The following is a 17,356-nucleotide window of genomic DNA, read 5'->3' on the forward strand; positions in this document are numbered from 1 at the left end:
AGAGCCCCGGAGGGGCGGAGCGATGCGAGGACTTGGAATGGATAGCCCGACGCTGTTGCGGCAGATTGGTTGCGGTTTATCGGGAAGTTCCGCAACAGGGTAACGCCCTAACAGTGACTGAGTAGCTGAGTGCCTTAGTGCCTGAAAAAGGGACACAAAAAAATCCGCTGTGAAAAGCGGATTTTAGTAAGTAAGTTCAAAAATGTGTTAAACGTTTATTTTACTTTTTTAAGTATTGCTTTGAAAGCTTCCGGGTGGTTCATAGCTAGATCGGCAAGAACTTTACGGTTCAATTCGATTTCGTTCGCTTTTACTTTACCCATGAATTGAGAGTAACTCATTCCTTCTAACCTTGCTCCGGCGTTGATACGCTGAATCCAAAGTGCGCGGAAGTTTCTCTTTTTTGCTTTTCTGTCGCGGTAGGCATAAGTCATTGCTTTTTCTACTGCGTTTTTCGCAACTGTCCAAACGTTTTTACGACGACCAAAGAAACCTTTGGCTTGCTTCATTATCTTTTTTCTTCTTGCTCTTTTAGCAACTGAATTTACTGATCTTGGCATAATTTTGTTGTTTTTTTGTAGCAGGCGTCCTGAATTGAATCGAAGGAACTTATTGGCCGTACTCCAAGGTTATTAAATCTTTTAACCGGAGAATTTATAAGTCTAAAGTTAAAAGTCGAAAGTCGTAAAGAAAATTCTTTTGACTTTGGGCTTTAGGCTTTTGACTAATTAGATGATTCTCAATTGTTCTTTAACGCTCTTCATGTCAGTTTTGTGAACCAAAGCTGAATGCGTCAACGCTAATTTACGTTTTTTCGACTTTTTAGTCAGGATGTGGCTTTTGAAAGCGTGTTTCCTTTTGATTTTACCAGAGCCGGTCACTTTGAATCGTTTCTTAGCGCTGGATTTTGTTTTCATTTTAGGCATAATTTCCCTAATTTATTTAATTTGAACTTACTTACTTTTTGTGAGTCGAAAGTTTAAAGTCGAAAGTCGGAAAGTCCTTAGAATTCTTTAGACTTTCGACTTTTCACTTTGGACTATTTTTCTTCTTCGGTGCGATGAAAATAATCATCCTCTTCCCTTCAAGTATCGGCATCGCTTCTACTTTTCCGAATTCTTCAAGATCCTGAGCCAGTCTTAATAAAAGGATTTGCCCTTGATCTTTGTATATGATAGAACGTCCTTTGAAGAAAACGAAAGCTTTTAATTTCGCGCCTTCTTTAAGGAATTTCTCTGCATTTTTGCGTTTGAACTCGTAATCGTGCTCGTCTGTCTGCCTGTCCGAAACGGATTTCTTTTACCACCACCTGAGTTGATTTGGCTTTCAAAGCCTTGTCGCGTTTTTTTTGCTCGTAAACGAATTTTTTATAATCCATTATCTTGCATACAGGCGGATCTGCATTGGGAGAAATTTCTACCAAATCCAGTTCCTGCTCATCGGCAATTCGCAGTGCGTCGGCAAGTTTAAAAACTCCCGGCTCGATATTTTCACCTACAAGTCTTACTTCCTGTACGCCGCGAATCAAGTTGTTGATCCTGTGCGCGTCTTTTTTTTCTACTCTGGGTTGATAACCCTTGTTGCTTCTTATTGCTATGACTTTATAATTTTAAGTTAAACGTTAAATGTTTTTAATGTTTTATCGATTTCTTCCTGGACAATCGTTGCGAATTCGTCGATTGAAACGGTGATATTGCCTTTTCCTTCCTGTCCGTGACGGCGGATGGAAATGGTGCCGTTCTTCTCTTCTTCCTCGCCGACAATCAGCATAAACGGGTATTTCTGCGTTTCAGCATCCCTGATTTTACGTCCGATTGTTTCGTTTCGGTTGTCAATTAGGGCGCGAATTTCGTGATTTTCCAGCAATTCTAAAACTTTTTTGGCATAATTTTCATATTTCTCGCTCAAAGACAATATTATAGCCTGTTCGGGCATCAGCCAAAGCGGGAAATTTCCTGCGGTATGTTCAAGCAAAATCGCGATAAACCTTTCCATTGAACCGAATGGTGCGCGGTGGATCATTACCGGTCGATGCAACTCGTTATCAGCACCTTTGTAAGTCAGTTCGAAACGCTTCGGAAGGTTGTAATCTACCTGGATGGTTCCCAATTGCCACTGTCTTCCGAGCGCATCTTTTACCATGAAATCGAGTTTCGTCCGTAGAAAGCGGCTTCGCCATATTCAGTAACGGTTGTCAAACCTTTGTCTTTCGCAGCATTGATGATCGCGTTTTCAGCTTTTTCCCAGTTTTCATCAGAGCCGATATATTTTTCGCGGTTTTCCTGATCCCTCAAAGAAATCTGTGCCGTAAAGTTTTCAAAGCCTAAACTTCCGAAAACATACAATACCAGATCGATTACTTTCTTGAATTCCGAATCCAGTTGGTCTGGCGTACAGAAAATGTGTGCATCGTCCTGAGTAAATCCGCGAACGCGTGTCAATCCATGTAATTCGCCTGATTGTTCGTAGCGGTAAACTGTTCCGAATTCAGCGTAACGTTTTGGTAAATCCTTGTATGACCAAGGTTTGTTGTTGTAAATTTCGCAGTGGTGCGGGCAGTTCATCGGCTTCAGCAAAAACTCTTCGCCTTCGGCAGGCGTGTGGATTGGCTGGAAGCTGTCTGCGCCATATTTCGCATAATGGCCAGAAGTCACGTATAATTCTTCTGCCCGATATGAGGCGTTACCACCTGCTCATATCCGGCTTTCTTTTGTGCTTTTTTCAAAAATTGCTCCAAACGATCGCGCAACGCAGCGCCTTTCGGTAACCATAACGGTAAACCTTGTCCGACTTTTTGTGAAAAAGCGAATAAATCGAGTTCTTTCCCTAATTTTCTGTGGTCACGACGTTTTGCTTCTTCGAGCAATTCGAGGTAATCCGTCAAATCTTTTTGTTTCGGGAAAGAAACGCCATAAACACGTGTCAGCTGCTTGTTTTTCTCGTCACCGCGCCAGTAAGCACCGGCAACGCTCATGATTTTCATCGCTTTGATAATTCCGGTATTCGGAATATGTCCGCCGCGGCAAAGATCGGTGAAAGTCGAGTGGTCGCAGAACGTAATCGTGCCGTCTTCAAGATTTTCAATCAATTCAATTTTGTACGGATTGTTTTCCGCTTTATAAAATGCCAACGCATCTGCTTTTGTAGACGAACGCATTTTGAATTCGTGTTTTTCACGTGCAATTTCCAATACGCGGTCTTCAATTTTCTTGAAATCGGCATCGGTGATCGGCTTATCGCCAAAATCTACATCGTAATAAAATCCGCGTTCAATCGCAGGCCCGATAGAGAGTTTTACGCCCGGAAATAATTCCTGTAAAGCCTGCGCCAAAACGTGTGAAGTCGAGTGCCAGAAAGCTTTCTTGCCTTCAGCATCATTCCAAGTATATAAAACCAATGAACCGTCGGTCGTTAAAGGTGTTTCTGTTTCTACAGTTGTACCATTGAAGGAAGCGGAAATCACGTTTCTCGCCAGGCCTTCGCTAATGCTTTTGGCAACATCCATTGGTGTTGCGTTCTGTTCGAATTCCTTTACCGAACCATCGGGTAATCTAATCTTGATCATTGTTTATAAAATTTGAACGGCAAATATAAAGGATTACGAAAAGACATACAATATATATGGATTTAATCGCCGATTTATTTTGGATTTGGCTCGGCACACTGCAAATTGTTTTTTGACAAAAGGCGAAAATTGAAAGATTGCCAGCAAATTGATTTATTTTATAAATAAATAGCTCAAAATCACGTAGAAATACGTGTTTCTTTTTATGATATTACCGACTGTGTTTTTGTAATTTGTTACTTATTTTCGAATATTAAATTATTAATTAAAAAAACAATTATTATGGCTAGTGATATAAAAATAGATATTATCAATAAATCACAGGATCCCAGCAAAGGGGATATCGTAATCTTTCAAAAAAATTACCCAACGGGAGATCAAATGATGGAAGATGACAAATTATTTCCCGTAGTCTGGGAGGTGAAACATTACTTCGAAGTCCTCAATAAGCACCTGATTATCCATCAAGATGATTTGATACTTTATGCTTTTAATGAAAAAGGGATTGCTGCGCCGGAAATTCCTGTCTATGGCGGACAGGTTTTTGACGTGACGGGAAATGACGATGCTATCGAAACGCAATTATCGGCTGAAACAACTGACAAAAAAACTGAGATAACTGTAAGGAACAAGGTCTTGGGGAGCTCAATACGTATTGACTTGAAAAGGAGGGATTCGGTTTCCCATTATTATGCAATGAAAACACTTGCTGCCGGGCAAAGTAAAACTTTTGATTTCGGGGCGAAACTATATATCGGAACCGTGCCGGGGCTCAGAGAAGGCGATATTTTGGATGGGGAGCTAAAATCGAAAGTCAAGGAAATAGATCTTTATGGTATTAAAAGCGCAGATGTCGTAATAACAGGAGGCGGTGCTGAGCCTTTTGTATTCACTCTTGAAAATATTGTGAGGTAATAATATTGTATCATAATAAATACCAAATAAGAATTCCAAATTCCAACTTTCGTCATTGAATTGTTGGAATTTGGAATTTCGATATTAGAATTTACGTCAGTTAAAAATCAAATCGCAACCCGGCAGAAATATTATGCTGTTCCTTTTCTGCGTTTTTGAAAAGCGGATTCAGGTCGTATCTGATGTACAGTGAAGTCGAACCCATTCCGATGTAACCGCTCAATCCGTAAACGAATTTGGTCGCATTGAAATTCTGCCTCGTCTTGTCGACAACCCTTTCACCGTCGACTTTGTAGCGCATTCTCTGTGTAACGCCTGTGTTCATTCCCATAAATCCGCCAATTCCGTATTTGAATTTATAATTGATATTGTAGCGGAAATAATCTTTATGCTCAACCTTGTTCGATGGCCAAATTCCAGATGAAACGGCACAACCAAATAGTCAAAACGCGCTTTCGATTCCTTTAAATCAAGGCCTGTATTTTCTAAAACGGTCTGGTCGCCTTTGTCTACAAAATGTTTGTTGTCCCTTATCGAAAGCGTGTTGAAAAGGAATGACAAGCCATAAACCAACCGCATGTGATTTGTTTTTTTGAAGACCCGTGTGCGAAAGGCGATTCCGAGTTCATAAGAAGCGCTTCCGGCAAAATAATAAGGCGATTTGCCCAAAGACTCGCCTTCGCGGATTGTGTTGTTCATCCCCATCCCGATAACGATGTCTGAGGTAGTGCGTTTATCATATTTATATTTTCTGTTCGAATTGTGGTAATGTATGCCGAAAAGTGCGCTTCCGCCTTCATCGTAAGCATTTCCGACGCCCAGTTCAACGTAGGAACTGCGGTCGTATTTAAGCGGAAAATATTCATCGCGTTCCAAAAGTTCTATCTGGCTTTGAACGATTGCGGTTTTACTGTCGATGTTAAGCGCGGCATTTTTTGCGGCTTTTTCCTTTTGGGAGGTGGCTTCTGCAGCAGTAATTTTTCCGTCAGAAAGTAAGGTGTTGATGCGTTCAACTTCAATGGTGAGCTTGTATTTTTCTTCGACAGGAATGTCTTCAAGCTCTTTTTTCAAATCTTCCAAGCGTAGTTTTTTCAGTTCTTCCGGCGCAATTTTTTCGGGATCAACGTAGTTGTCGCTCGATAAAATGCCCTGAGATTGAATGCCTTTGTCTCTTATCTGGGCGTTCGCAAATTGCATGCAGAATCCTGTCGCCGTTAAGGCGAAAATTAAAAATAATCGTGTCATGATTGTTGGGTTTTAGTGGGTAATTATGATCATTCGTCGCTGAGGGCGATTTTTATGGTCTTGAATTTTTTGTGGAATAAATCGAAAACTTTGTCTTTAAAAGTGCGGTCGACTTCTTTTCGGCAGTTTCTAAAAGCTCGGAACTGTTGGTTGCCAGTTGTTTTTTATTGGCGCGTTCGAGTGCGATATCTTTTTGCGCTTTTCTGAGTAAGGCATCAACATCATTTTCATCAATCGTTTCGCCGGATTGTACCATGGTTTCGAGTTGCGCGACGACTTCTTCGATTTTTTGAGGTTCAGGTGCAGTTTCCACGGATCGCTGTGTATAATTCCTGTAACCGTTACAGTTTCAGTTGTTTCGGGTTTCATTGGTTTTACAATCGCTTCAGAAGATACAATGGCAGTTGGTATCTCTTTTTCGATTTGCGGAAGTACTTGCGGAGCAACCGGAATTTCTTTCACGACAACATTATTTTCAGGAAGAATTGTTTGCTGCCGGAACAACAACGAAAAACTTCCGAATGCAATAATAGCTGCTGCCGCAACCCAGTAAATGATTGCTTTTCTTTTCTTTTTCACCTGGATTTGCCTGTTGTAAGCGATCCTTTCCCAGGCATTTCCTGTCGGCGCAATCGCGCGCTGGTTGAGTTTGCGCTGCAGTTGTTCTTCAAAATTATTGGATGCCATGTTCTTTGTTATTTTTTGTTGATAATTGCTCCTGAAGCATACGTCGCGCCTTAAAGAGCTGTGATTTGGAAGTGCTTTCGCTGATGCCCAGCATTTCCGAAATTTCCTTGTGGTTGTAACCTTCGACGGCAAACATCACAAGAACTGTTTTGTAACCATTCGGCAGATTGTCAATCATCATCTGCAATATTTCAGTGTCATAGTCTGCTTCTTCCGATTGGATTGTAAACGTTTCGGCTTCTTCGATATCAGAAAAATGCAACTGGCGCCGGCTTCTTAAAAAATCAATCGCTTCACGCACCATGATTTTCCGGATCCAGCCCTCAAAACTGCCTTCATTCCTGAATTTTCCGAGGTTTTCGAAAACTTTCGTAAATCCCTGCACCATCACGTCTTCAGCATAATGCAAATCGGAAATATAATTCCGGCATACACTCAGCATCCGCCCTGAATAACGGTTGTATAAAGCAAATTCTGACTTGCCGTCGTGCTGCAGGGCCTTTTTGATCAGCGATTCATCGGAAGTATGTAATTTGATGATTTTCAATTTCGATTGGTTAGGTTCTATTACATAGACGTAAATAAATTTTCAGAAGTTGCCTGAAGCTTAAATTTTTTTTAAGGGTAAAATTAAGTTATTGATTATTAGGAATTTAAGTAGGAGAAATAATTCGCTAATTCTCCCATTCGCTAACCCGCTAATTATAAAAATCAGGTATTTCTACGCGCATACAGCAAAAATATACATAATATATTTGAACTCGGCTAATCAATAAATTATGAGCAATACAGCAAATCATTATGATGTGATCATCATTGGGGGCGGGGCGATGGCCTTGCGACCGCTTATCATACAGCAGAAAGAAAGGCGAAAACGCTGGTTCTTGAGCAATTCACTTTCGTCAACCAATTGGGAAGTTCCGCAGGCGTTTCTCGGCAGTTCCGCATTCCATATCCGGATGAATATATGGTAGAGATGGCATTGGATTCGATGCCGTTCTGGGACGAATTGCAAGCGCACACGAACAGGAAATTGCTCGATAAAGTCGGCACGCTGTGGTTTGGTGACCCGACGGTTGTATCTACTGAAGGCAATATCGCCGAAGCGGAAGCCGCCATGACGGCACTTCATGTAAAATACGAAGAGCTGACTTCAAAAGAAATCGAGGACAAATTCCATTTCAGGAATTTGCCGGAAGATTACACCGGATTATTCCAAGCCGACGGCGCGAGCATCGATTTCAAGGCGACGATTGAAACGCTGTTGGAAATCGCAGCAAGAAGTCCGTATGTGACTTTAAAAGACAATTCGCCAGTGATTGATGTCCGTCAAAGCGGAAAAGTAAACGAAATCACTACGCCAAACGGCGTTTACACGGCAGACAAAATCGTCATCGTTCCCGGACCGTATGTCAACAGCATCATCAACCTGCTCAATTTTAAGATTGATGCGACGTATTGGAATATGTCATCGGCTTATTTCAAGAAAACCGATCCAAAAATCCAATATCCGACGTGGTTTGTGTTCCAGAATAAAATTAAGGATACCAATAACGGCAACCAGTTTTACGGATTTCCGGGCGTTTCGTGGACCACCCGGATTATATTCGCGTAGCGCCGGATTTTGTCGTTGAACCGCTCGATGAACCGCACGAACCAACATTAATTCCGAACAAGCAGGAACTTGAATATACTTCAAATTGGGTGCGCGACCACATGACCGGATTGGATCCGACGCCGCATTTTACTTCAACGTGTTTGATTGCACTCAGTACGATTCCGAATAAAGAATTGCTGATTGATTTTGCACCACCTTATGTAAAGAATCACAAAAGCATTGTCGTTTACGCGACAGGCTGGGCAGCTAAATTTACACCTTACCTCGGTAAAATCTTATCAGATATGGCGATTGACGGGCATACAGATTTCGATATCGAGCCATTCGCATTAGGAAATAAATTCTTTAAAAAATTCAGACAAAAATAAAACCATGAATAAAAATACACCTTTAAATTCAGGTATGAAGGACGGATTGAAAATCGAAGTCGCTATCGTTGGCGGCGGTATGTCCGGACTATATTCTGCTTTCCGCCTGACGGCAGACAAAAAATACGAAGCCTCACAAGTGCAGATTTTTGACATGAATGAGCGAATTTGCGGCCGCATCGAATCGGTCGTAATGCCCGGGATGAATTTCTGGGGAGAACTCGGCGGCATGCGCTACCTGACTTCACAGGAAATCATCACAGCACTTATTGAAGGTTATCCGGTATCGGAAAAAGACCAGAAAAAACGCAAGTTAGTGCTGAATGACAAAATGACGAATGTTGATTTTCCGATGGGCGATACTTCAAAATTGTTGTTCTATATAAGGAAGGAGCGCATGAAACAAGATGCGTGGAATCTCGCGCAATCAAAAGGTGAAAAACTCGTCACGCGATATTATTTAAATGACGACGATTTAGGCTATAGTTCCGACCAGCTTTTCAGCAAAATAATCTGTGAAGTTTTGATGGCCGACCCGTGGTTCGTGAAAAATTATAGCGATAAGGTAATTGACAAAGATCCGTATAACATCCAGTTTCAACTGACAAGCCGCGATTGGGATGATATCAAACCGCGATTGACTTATAATTTCCCCGATTCGCCTTACGATGGAAGACGCGTGAACGACATCGGTTTCTGGAACCTGATCAAAGACCGCATTTCTCAGGAAGGCTATGAATTCGTCGCCAATGCCGGCGGTTATTATTCCAATACCATCAACTGGAATTCAGCAGAAGCCTTTCCTTACATGGTTGGCGATTTTTCTGCAGATGTGAAGTACCGCACCATCGAAGAAGGTTTCGACAGCATTGGCTACGCTTTGGCGAACCAATATATGGAGCAGAATGGCGCATGCATCTGGTCTGAAAACAAGCTGATTACTTTTACAAAAGAGCATCCTGAAAATAAAGCTTATAAGTATCAACTGACTTTCCTCAATGCCCAGACCAATAAAAAATGGCACGTTTACGCCAATTCAATTATCCTGGCAATGCCGCGAAAATCACTGGAATTGCTAGACCAGAACAATTTCTTTTTTGATGTGAATGAAAATACGGTACTCGATAAAATCCTGCGTTCGGTAATTATGGAGCCATCGTTCAAAATATTAATGGGATTCAAATATCCATGGTGGAAAGACCAGCTTGGCATCGATTGGGCCACTCCATCACCGATTTACCATTGCGCCAATGTTATTATTTTGGCACCGATCCCGAAACCAACAACTCAATGTTACTTGGAAGCTACGGCGATATGGAAACGGAAACTTTCTGGAAAGCGCTTTCAGATGACAAAGTCTTATTCAAGCCAAAAGTCGCAAGGTCAGCCTCTAAAACAGAACTCAATGCAATCAATGACGTACAGGCCACAAAACTCATGGTTGACGAAGTTTTAAAAGAATTGCGCGAGCTGCACGGAACTGATGTCGAAATTCCGGATCCTTATGTAACGTGGTTCCGCGATTGGTCTGACGATCCGTTCGGTGCCGGTTACCATGCATGGAAAGCCGGCGTTTCGGTAAAACATGTGATGCCATACATGAGAAAACCCGATGCCAACGAGCAAATCCATATTTGCGGCGAAGCCTATTCCGACCAGCAAGGCTGGATTGAAGGTGCCTTTTGCGAAGCGGAGAAAATGCTGCGCGACCATTTCGGACTCAAACGCCCGGTCTGGATCGACAAAGACTACTATTTAGGATGGTAATAACAAGGCTGGACTTAACCGTTCAGCCTTCTTTTTGCTTAAAGAACATATAAATCAATGCAAGAATTGTGATAATAGCAGTGCAATACATAATGACAGGGATCTTCGAAATGACATCGTGGTAATACCAGCCCGCACCCAAAGCACCCAATCCAATTCCGGCTTCGAGTGCAATATACATCGTCGCCATAGCTTTTCCGCGATGTTCGGGCAGGCTCATGTCGACTGTCCAGGCGTTAAGGGCGGGCGAGAGGATTCCGGTTGCTATCCCATATATTACGGCGCCGAAAATCATTCCGCTAACAGTGTCCGCATATCCAACGATAGAAAGTGCAAAGACAAGAAGTGTCAATCCAACTACAATTACGCGTTTCCGTCCATAACGGTCAGATGCCTTTCCGGCAACAAATCGTATTAATAAGGATGAAAGCGTAAAAACCATAAAGAACAAACCTTTGTTAGCAATACCGAGATGCGCACTCCAGTCCGGAATCAGCGTCAAAATCGCGCCATAAGAACAATACGAAAGAAAAGTCACGACGGCAGCCGGCAAAACTTCAACGGCGATAATATCTTTGCGGGAAATCTGCAATGCTTTCCAACTGAACTTTTGTTTATCAGCCAGCGTCTCGTGCATGTTCATCAAAATCAAAATCGAAAGCAGCGCAAAAGCAGAAGAACAATAAAACAACATATTAATAGAGTGATGCATAGTAATGGTGCTCCCAATCGCAGGCCCAATCGCCATTCCGATGCTAAAACACAAACCATGAAAACCCAGCGCTTCGCCCAACGTTCCGCCGGAACAATATCAGCTACATAAGCAGCAGTTGCGGTCGGCTTAAAGCCTGTCGAAAATCCGTGCAGCAATCTCAGCAGTAAAAATCCCGCGACAGTTCCAAGCACCGGATACAGAAATCCACAAATAAAACAAACAATAGAACCGGTAGCCATTACAGGAATCCGCCCAATCGTATCAGTCAATTTCCCTGAAAATGGTCTTGAAATTCCAGCCGTCAGCGTAAAAAGCGCAATGATCAGTCCTTTATATTCCGCCCCACCGAGACTGCTCAGATACGCCGGAAGCTCCGGAATCAGCATATTAAAACTCGCAGAAAAGAGCAACGAACTCAGGCAAACCAACCCAAACCGGACATTATATATAGGATGCATTGGTTTTGTTATTTTAAATTTTGCGCAAAGTTACGCTTTCAATTTCAAAACATGAATTTTTAATATTCCGGGCGTGTCGCTGCTGCTGAGGGTTTAAATCCGCCGGAAGCATTCAGTAGCAGCACCGCCGGGCTGTCCTTCCAAGTCCTCGCGGGAGCTATCGGTGAAACCCGGGAACAGTTGTTTCGCTGCGGGCTTTCCATCCCATCCCTCACGCGTCTGGTTTCCAGAACGCCTTAACCTGCACAATGGGCGCTGCCTTTTCCAAAACCCAACAAGAGCTTGTACAAACCCAACAAGAGGTTGTACGAATCGAACAAGAGGTTGTACGAATCGAACAAGAGCTTGTACAAACCCAACAAGAGCTTGTACGAATCGAACAAGAGGTTGTACAAACCCAACAAGAGGTTGTACGAATCGAACAAGAGCTTGTACAAACCCGACAAGAGCTTGTACAAACCCGACAAGAGCCCGGAAGGCAAAAAAACTTTCCCCTCCAAAAAACACCCTTTCAGCGACTTACGCAAAACCGATGAAATTCCGTAAAAAAAAGTTGCGTAAAAGTTTGCACAACCCGAAAAGCGGTGTACTTTTGCACCCGCATTGAGGCAGACGTTCCTACTTATTTACTGAAAAGGCGGTTGAAAAAAAGATTACAGAAATGTGCCCTTAAATTTGCCGGTTTTGAAATAAGTCTTAACTTTGCCGTCCCGAAAGGGGAGCGACAGGTTCTTTTGAAATGATGGAAAAAGCGCGGAGAAAATAAAATTAAAATTTATTTTCAAAAATGCTTGCCGGATAAAAAAGAAGTTGTACTTTTGCACCCGCTTTGGGAACGAAGCGGAGAAGAGAAGAAGACACGTTCATAGACATATTGGATTGACAGCCGTTACGGGAGAGATTCCGTAACAAAGAAAAAAAGAGTAAGGTGAATCGGAAGATTTACGAAAAACGTTAGCTATTCGTCTAAAAATTAGCTGAAGAGATTCAGCAAACAATATACGATGAAGAGTTTGATCCTGGCTCAGGATGAACGCTAGCGGCAGGCTTAACACATGCAAGTCGAGGGGTATAGTTCTTCGGAACTAGAGACCGGCGCACGGTGCGTAACGCGTATGCAACCTACCTTTCACAGGGGGATAGCCCAGAGAAATTTGGATTAATACCCCATGGTGTATCAGAGTGGCATCACACAGATACTAAAGTTCCAACGGTGAAAGATGGGCATGCGTCCCATTAGCTAGATGGTAAGGTAACGGCTTACCATGGCAACGATGGGTAGGGTCCTGAGAGGGAGATCCCCACACTGGTACTGAGACACGGACCAGACTCCTACGGGAGGCAGCAGTGAGGAATATTGGTCAATGGGCGCAAGCCTGAACCAGCCATGCCGCGTGCAGGATGAAGCATCTATGGTGTGTAAACTGCTTTTGTACGGGAAGAAACACCGGTTCGTGAACCGGCTTGACGGTACCGTAAGAATAAGGATCGGCTAACTCCGTGCCAGCAGCCGCGGTAATACGGAGGATCCAAGCGTTATCCGGAATCATTGGGTTTAAAGTGCCCGTAGGCGGCCAGGTAAGTCAGTGGTGAAAGCCCATCGCTCAACGGTGGAACGGCCATTGATACTGCCAGGCTTGAATTCTCGGGAAGTAACTAGAATATGTAGTGTAGCGGTGAAATGCTTAGATATTACATGGAATACCAATTGCGAAGGCAGGTTACTACCGGTGGATTGACGCTGATGGACGAAAGCGTGGGTAGCGAACAGGATTAGATACCTGGTAGTCCACGCCGTAAACGATGGATACTAGCTGTTCGGGGCAACCTGAGTGGCTAAGCGAAAGTGATAAGTATCCCACCTGGGGAGTACGGGCGCAAGCCTGAAACTCAAAGGAATTGACGAGCCGCACAAGCGGTGGAGCATGTGGTTTAATTCGATGATACGCGAGGAACCTTACCAAGGCTTAAATGTAGATTGACAGGACTGGAAACAGTTTTTCCTTCGGGCAATTTACAAGGTGCTGCATGGTTGTCGTCAGCTCGTGCCGTGAGGTGTCAGGTTAAGTCCTATAACGAGCGCAACCCCTGTTGTTAGTTGCCAGCGAGTCATGTCGGGAACTCTAGCAAGAACTGCCAGTGCAAACTGTGAGGAAGGTGGGGATGACGTCAAATCATCACGGCCCTTACGCCTTGGGCTACACACGTGCTACAATGGCCGGTACAGAGAGCAGCCACCTCGCGAGGGGGAGCGAATCTACAAAACCGGTCACAGTTCGGATCGGAGTCTGCAACTCGACTCCGTGAAGCTGGAATCGCTAGTAATCGGATATCAGCCATGATCCGGTGAATACGTTCCCGGGCCTTGTACACACCGCCCGTCAAGCCATGGAAGCTGGGGGTGCCTGAAGTCGGTGACCGCAAGGAGCTGCCTAGGGTAAAACTGGTAACTAGGGCTAAGTCGTAACAAGGTAGCCGTACCGGAAGGTGCGGCTGGAACACCTCCTTTCTAGAGAAAGACGCAATACTAACGATGTTAATCGGAAGTTCAAATTACTCTTTGCTGTTGATTCAAATAATACAATCCAAGAAAAAAAGTACAGAGTCTCGTAGCTCAGCTGGTTAGAGTACAACACTGATAATGTTGGGTCCCCAGTTCGAGTCTGGGCGGGACTACTATTTTTATTTAAGATTTTAGAATTCAGATTTTAGAATTGAAAAGGCTTGGGAAAGGAAATTCTGGAAGTTGAGGGATTCAATCAATCTGAATTCTGAAATCTAAGATCAGAAATCAATTGGGGGATTAGCTCAGCTGGCTAGAGCGCCTGCCTTGCACGCAGGAGGTCATCGGTTCGACTCCGATATTCTCCACTATCCGAGAGACGGATAGATAAAAGACACATAGATAAAAGACACAGCGTCTATCATCTTCAGGTCTGTCATCTATCGTCTGAAGGAAAACGTTCATTGACATATTGGGATAAGAAAATATTTAAAAAGTAGAAAGACACAGTTTTTCCATATTCGTATGGAAGAACAAAAAGTACAATAAGCAAAATAAGGGCGTATGGGGGATGCCTAGGCTCTCAGAGGCGAAGAAGGACGTGATAAGCTGCGAAAAGCGCCGGGGATGAGCACACATCAGTTGATCCGGCGATATCCGAATGGGGCAACCCAATGCATTGAAGATGCATTACCCGATAGGGGCAAACCCGCTGAACTGAAACATCTAAGTAGGCGGAGGAGAAGAAAACAAAAGTGATTCCGTAAGTAGTGGCGAGCGAACGCGGATTAGCCCAAACCAATGTTGTCACGGCAAGATTGGGGTTGTCAGGCACGAGATTGAATGCAAAGTGAACCGGAAGGGCCTGGAAAGCCTCAGCCATAGAGGGTGATAGCCCCGTATGGGTAAGCGATGATATTCATAGTGGTATCCTGAGTAGGGCGGGGCACGTGAAACCCTGTCTGAATCTGGCGGGGCAGCATCCGCTAAGGCTAAATACTCCTGAGAGACCGATAGTGAACCAGTACCGTGAGGGAAAGGTGAAAAGAACCGTGAATAACGGAGTGAAACAGATCCTGAAACCATACGCCTACAAGCGGTCGGAGCCCATTCGTTGGGTGACGGCGTGCCTTTTGCATAATGAGCCTACGAGTTAACGTTGCCGGCAAGGATAAGGACTTCAGGTCCGGATCCGTAGCGAAAGCGAGTCTGAACAGGGCGCTTTAGTCGGTAGTGTTAGACGCGAAACCGTGTGATCTACCCATGGGCAGGATGAAGCTGTGGTAACACACAGTGGAAGTGCCGAACCGGTTGACGTTGAAAAGTCTTCGGATGACCTGTGGGTAGGGGTGAAAGGCCAATCAAACTCGGAAATAGCTCGTACTCCCCGAAATGCATTTAGGTGCAGCGCTGGATATAGTTATATAGAGGTAGAGCTACTGATTGGATGCGGGGGCTTCACCGCCTACCAATTCCTGACAAACTCCGAATGCTATATAATGTTTACCAGCAGTGAGGGCTTGGGTGCTAAGGTCCAAGTCCGAGAGGGAAAGAACCCAGACCATCAGCTAAGGCCCCAAATATATGCTAAGTTGAAAGAACGAGGTTTGTCTGCCCAGACAGCTAGGATGTTGGCTTGGAAGCAGCCATTCATTTAAAGAGTGCGTAACAGCTCACTAGTCGAGCGGACGAGCATGGATAATAATCGGGCATAAGCATATTACCGAAGCTATGGATTGATAGCAATATCAGTGGTAGGGGAGCATTCCATCAGGGTTGAAGGTGTGTCGTAAGGCATGCTGGACCAGATGGAAAAGAAAATGTAGGCATAAGTAACGATAATGCGGGCGAGAAACCCGCACACCGAAAGACTAAGGTTTCCTCAGCTATGCTAATCAGCTGAGGGTTAGTCGGTTAGTAAGGCGAACCCGAAAGGGACAGTCGATGGCCAACGGGTTAATATTCCCGTACTACTCATTACTGTGATGGGGTGACGGAGTGATGAAAGCGCCGCGAACTGACGGAATAGTTCGTTGAAGGCTGTAGCTATATTCTTTACAGGCAAATCCGTAGAGAATGGCAAAGGCCGATAGTACACGGAGTCTTCGGACAAAGTGATAGTGCGCCTAAGGGCTTCCAAGAAAAACCTCTAAACTTCAGGTAGTGAGTACCCGTACCGTAAACCGACACAGGTAGTCGAGGAGAGAATCCTAAGGTGCTCGAGAGATTCATGGCTAAGGAATTAGGCAAAATAGACCTGTAACTTCGGGAGAAAGGTCGCCCGTGCAAACGGGCCGCAGTGAAAGGTGCAGGCGACTGTTTATCAAAAACACAGGGCTCTGCAAAATCGTAAGATGAAGTATAGGGCCTGACACCTGCCCGGTGCTGGAAGGTTAAGAGGAGATGTTATCTTCGGAGAAGCATTGAATTGAAGCCCCAGTAAACGGCGGCCGTAACTATAACGGTCCTAAGGTAGCGAAATTCCTTGTCGGGTAAGTTCCGACCTGCACGAATGGTGTAACGATCTGGACACTGTCTCAGCCATGAGCTCGGTGAAATTGTAGTAACGGTGAAGATTGCCGTTTACCCGCAGTGGGACGAAAGACCCTGTGCACCTTTACTATAGCTTAGTATTGACTTTGGATAAGTGATGTGTAGGATAGGTGGGAGACTTCGATCCTGCGTCGCCAGGCGTAGGTTAGTCATTGTTGAAATACCACCCTTTGCTTATCTGAAGCCTAACCCCGTGCTGCGGGGACATTGCTTGGTGGGTAGTTTGACTGGGGTGGTCGCCTCCAAAAGAGTAACGGAGGCTTCTAAAGGTTCCCTCAGTACGCTTGGTAACCGTGCGTAGAGTGCAATGGCATAAGGGAGCTTGACTGAGAGACATACAGGTCGATCAGGTACGAAAGTAGAGCATAGTGATCCGGTGGTTCCGCATGGAAAGGCCATCGCTCAAAGGATAAAAGGTACGCCGGGGATAACAGGCTGATCTCCCCCAAGAGCTCATATCGACGGGGGGGTTTGGCACCTCGATGTCGGCTCGTCACATCCTGGGGCTGGAGAAGGTCCCAAGGGTTGGGCTGTTCGCCCATTAAAGTGGCACGCGAGCTGGGTTCAGAACGTCGTGAGACAGTTCGGTCTCTATCTACTGCGGGCGCAAGAAATTTGAGTGGATCTGATTCTAGTACAAGAGGCCGAATTCGACCGACCGCTGGTGTATCTGTTGTCCCGCCAGGGGCACCGCAGAGTAGCTACGTCGGGAAGGGATAAGCGCTGAAAGCATATAAGCGCGAAACCCACCACAAGATGAGATTTCTTTTAAGGGTCGTGGAAGATGACCACGTCGATAGGCTATAGGTGTAAAGGCAGTAATGTCATAGCCAAGTAGTACTAATAACCCGTAAGCTTATGTACGCTCCTCCCGCCCGCAAGGGCGGGAGACTTTCTTTCAAATGAATATTTACTTTATCCCAGTACGTCAAAGATATTAGTGATTGTTGGCAGATTCAATC

The 17,356-nt window shown here is 44.4% G+C and carries 13 protein-coding genes, 2 tRNA genes, 2 rRNA genes and 3 pseudogenes; 11 read left to right on the top strand and 9 right to left on the bottom strand.

What is annotated here, in order from left to right; translation table 11 throughout:
* Positions 1-215: 215 nt before the first annotated feature.
* The 4 genes and pseudogenes from rplT to thrS form a co-directional block, all read right to left on the bottom strand.
* The gene (gene rplT, locus ACSLFW_RS09725) at positions 216-560 is read right to left on the bottom strand and encodes a 50S ribosomal protein L20 (protein ID WP_436555587.1); all 345 of its coding nucleotides are present in this window, start codon (positions 558-560) and stop codon (positions 216-218) included.
* A 168-nt stretch (positions 561-728) separates the two neighbouring features.
* Positions 729-926, bottom strand: coding sequence for a 50S ribosomal protein L35 (gene rpmI / locus ACSLFW_RS09730; protein ID WP_187657964.1), 198 nt, complete (start codon positions 924-926; stop codon positions 729-731).
* A 103-nt stretch (positions 927-1,029) separates the two neighbouring features.
* Positions 1,030-1,537, bottom strand: a pseudogene (gene infC, locus ACSLFW_RS09735) (translation initiation factor IF-3).
* Between the two features lie 77 nt (positions 1,538-1,614).
* Positions 1,615-3,565: pseudogene (thrS, locus tag ACSLFW_RS09740) on the bottom strand (threonine--tRNA ligase).
* Between the two features lie 282 nt (positions 3,566-3,847).
* Between thrS and ACSLFW_RS09745 the strand changes: the two are divergent.
* Positions 3,848-4,480 carry a hypothetical protein gene (locus tag ACSLFW_RS09745; protein WP_436555588.1) on the top strand — a complete coding sequence of 211 codons (633 nt, stop codon included), beginning with the start codon at positions 3,848-3,850 and terminating at the stop codon, positions 4,478-4,480.
* A 100-nt stretch (positions 4,481-4,580) separates the two neighbouring features.
* Here the strand turns inward: ACSLFW_RS09745 and ACSLFW_RS09750 are convergent, their stop codons facing one another.
* From ACSLFW_RS09750 to ACSLFW_RS09765, 4 genes are all read right to left on the bottom strand, one after another.
* A complete protein-coding gene (locus ACSLFW_RS09750; protein WP_436555589.1) occupies positions 4,581-4,811 on the bottom strand; it encodes a hypothetical protein in 231 nt (76 codons plus the stop codon).
* A complete protein-coding gene (locus ACSLFW_RS09755; RefSeq protein WP_436555590.1) occupies positions 4,802-5,725 on the bottom strand; it encodes a hypothetical protein in 924 nt (307 codons plus the stop codon). The genes ACSLFW_RS09750 and ACSLFW_RS09755 overlap by 10 nt, the downstream gene beginning before the upstream one ends.
* Positions 5,726-5,854: 129 nt before the next feature.
* Positions 5,855-6,412: a hypothetical protein gene (locus ACSLFW_RS09760; RefSeq protein ID WP_436555591.1), complete on the bottom strand. Its 558-nt coding sequence runs from the start codon at positions 6,410-6,412 to the stop codon at positions 5,855-5,857.
* A complete protein-coding gene (locus ACSLFW_RS09765; protein WP_436555592.1) occupies positions 6,399-6,959 on the bottom strand; it encodes an RNA polymerase sigma factor in 561 nt (186 codons plus the stop codon). The genes ACSLFW_RS09760 and ACSLFW_RS09765 overlap by 14 nt, the downstream gene beginning before the upstream one ends.
* A 232-nt stretch (positions 6,960-7,191) precedes the next feature.
* Here ACSLFW_RS09765 and ACSLFW_RS09770 point away from each other — a divergent pair, with 232 nt between their 5' ends.
* The 5 genes from ACSLFW_RS09770 to ACSLFW_RS09790 are packed head-to-tail and all read left to right on the top strand — an operon-like array spanning position 7,192 to position 10,165.
* A complete protein-coding gene (locus ACSLFW_RS09770) occupies positions 7,192-7,386 on the top strand; it encodes a hypothetical protein (RefSeq protein WP_436555593.1) in 195 nt (64 codons plus the stop codon).
* Entirely contained in the window at positions 7,290-8,027 is a 738-nt protein-coding gene (locus ACSLFW_RS09775; RefSeq protein WP_436557421.1) for an FAD-dependent oxidoreductase, read from the top strand. Before ACSLFW_RS09770 ends, ACSLFW_RS09775 begins: the two co-directional genes overlap by 97 nt.
* Positions 8,000-8,398 carry a hypothetical protein gene (locus ACSLFW_RS09780; protein ID WP_436555594.1) on the top strand — a complete coding sequence of 133 codons (399 nt, stop codon included), beginning with the start codon at positions 8,000-8,002 and terminating at the stop codon, positions 8,396-8,398. The genes ACSLFW_RS09775 and ACSLFW_RS09780 overlap by 28 nt, the downstream gene beginning before the upstream one ends.
* Positions 8,399-8,402: 4 nt before the next feature.
* Positions 8,403-9,854, top strand: a complete 1,452-nt coding sequence (locus tag ACSLFW_RS09785; protein WP_436555595.1) for an NAD(P)-binding protein — start codon at positions 8,403-8,405, stop codon at positions 9,852-9,854.
* Positions 9,836-10,165 (top strand): hypothetical protein, encoded by a 330-nt coding sequence (locus ACSLFW_RS09790; protein ID WP_436555596.1) that lies wholly within the window; start codon positions 9,836-9,838, stop codon positions 10,163-10,165. Before ACSLFW_RS09785 ends, ACSLFW_RS09790 begins: the two co-directional genes overlap by 19 nt.
* A gap of 22 nt (positions 10,166-10,187) precedes the next feature.
* On the opposite strand, the pseudogene ACSLFW_RS09795 reads toward ACSLFW_RS09790, so the two are convergent.
* Positions 10,188-11,338: pseudogene (locus ACSLFW_RS09795) on the bottom strand (MFS transporter).
* A 163-nt stretch (positions 11,339-11,501) separates the two neighbouring features.
* Here ACSLFW_RS09795 and ACSLFW_RS09800 point away from each other — a divergent pair.
* The 5 genes from ACSLFW_RS09800 (at position 11,502) to ACSLFW_RS09820 (ending at position 17,258) form a co-directional block, all read left to right on the top strand.
* The gene (locus tag ACSLFW_RS09800; protein ID WP_436555597.1) at positions 11,502-11,945 is read left to right on the top strand and encodes a hypothetical protein; all 444 of its coding nucleotides are present in this window, start codon (positions 11,502-11,504) and stop codon (positions 11,943-11,945) included.
* A gap of 394 nt (positions 11,946-12,339) precedes the next feature.
* A 16S ribosomal RNA gene (locus ACSLFW_RS09805) occupies positions 12,340-13,847 on the top strand.
* A 94-nt stretch (positions 13,848-13,941) separates the two neighbouring features.
* Positions 13,942-14,014: transfer RNA gene (locus ACSLFW_RS09810), tRNA-Ile, on the top strand.
* Between the two features lie 121 nt (positions 14,015-14,135).
* Positions 14,136-14,209, top strand: a tRNA-Ala gene (locus ACSLFW_RS09815).
* Between the two features lie 175 nt (positions 14,210-14,384).
* Positions 14,385-17,258: ribosomal RNA gene (locus tag ACSLFW_RS09820) — 23S ribosomal RNA — on the top strand.
* The 16S and 23S rRNA genes sit together here with 2 tRNA genes alongside, the layout of an rRNA operon.
* Positions 17,259-17,356 lie beyond the last annotated feature (98 nt).

The organism is Flavobacterium sp. 3HN19-14 (assembly GCF_051373205.1).
Taxonomy (GTDB): Bacteria; Bacteroidota; Bacteroidia; order Flavobacteriales; family Flavobacteriaceae; genus Flavobacterium.

Bases quoted from the DNA above. Each gene is read 5' to 3' on its own strand.
- rplT (WP_436555587.1), bottom strand. From the start codon at position 560: ATGCCAAGATCAGTAAATTCAGTTGCTAAAAGAGCAAGAAGAAAAAAG.
- rpmI (WP_187657964.1), bottom strand. From the start codon at position 926: ATGCCTAAAATGAAAACAAAATCCAGCGCTAAGAAACGATTCAAAGTG.
- ACSLFW_RS09745 (WP_436555588.1), top strand. From the start codon at position 3,848: ATGGCTAGTGATATAAAAATAGATATTATCAATAAATCACAGGATCCC.
- ACSLFW_RS09750 (WP_436555589.1), bottom strand. From the start codon at position 4,811: ATGGGAATGAACACAGGCGTTACACAGAGAATGCGCTACAAAGTCGAC.
- ACSLFW_RS09755 (WP_436555590.1), bottom strand. From the start codon at position 5,725: ATGACACGATTATTTTTAATTTTCGCCTTAACGGCGACAGGATTCTGC.
- ACSLFW_RS09760 (WP_436555591.1), bottom strand. From the start codon at position 6,412: ATGGCATCCAATAATTTTGAAGAACAACTGCAGCGCAAACTCAACCAG.
- ACSLFW_RS09770 (WP_436555593.1), top strand. From the start codon at position 7,192: ATGAGCAATACAGCAAATCATTATGATGTGATCATCATTGGGGGCGGG.
- ACSLFW_RS09785 (WP_436555595.1), top strand. From the start codon at position 8,403: ATGAATAAAAATACACCTTTAAATTCAGGTATGAAGGACGGATTGAAA.
- ACSLFW_RS09790 (WP_436555596.1), top strand. From the start codon at position 9,836: ATGGTTGACGAAGTTTTAAAAGAATTGCGCGAGCTGCACGGAACTGAT.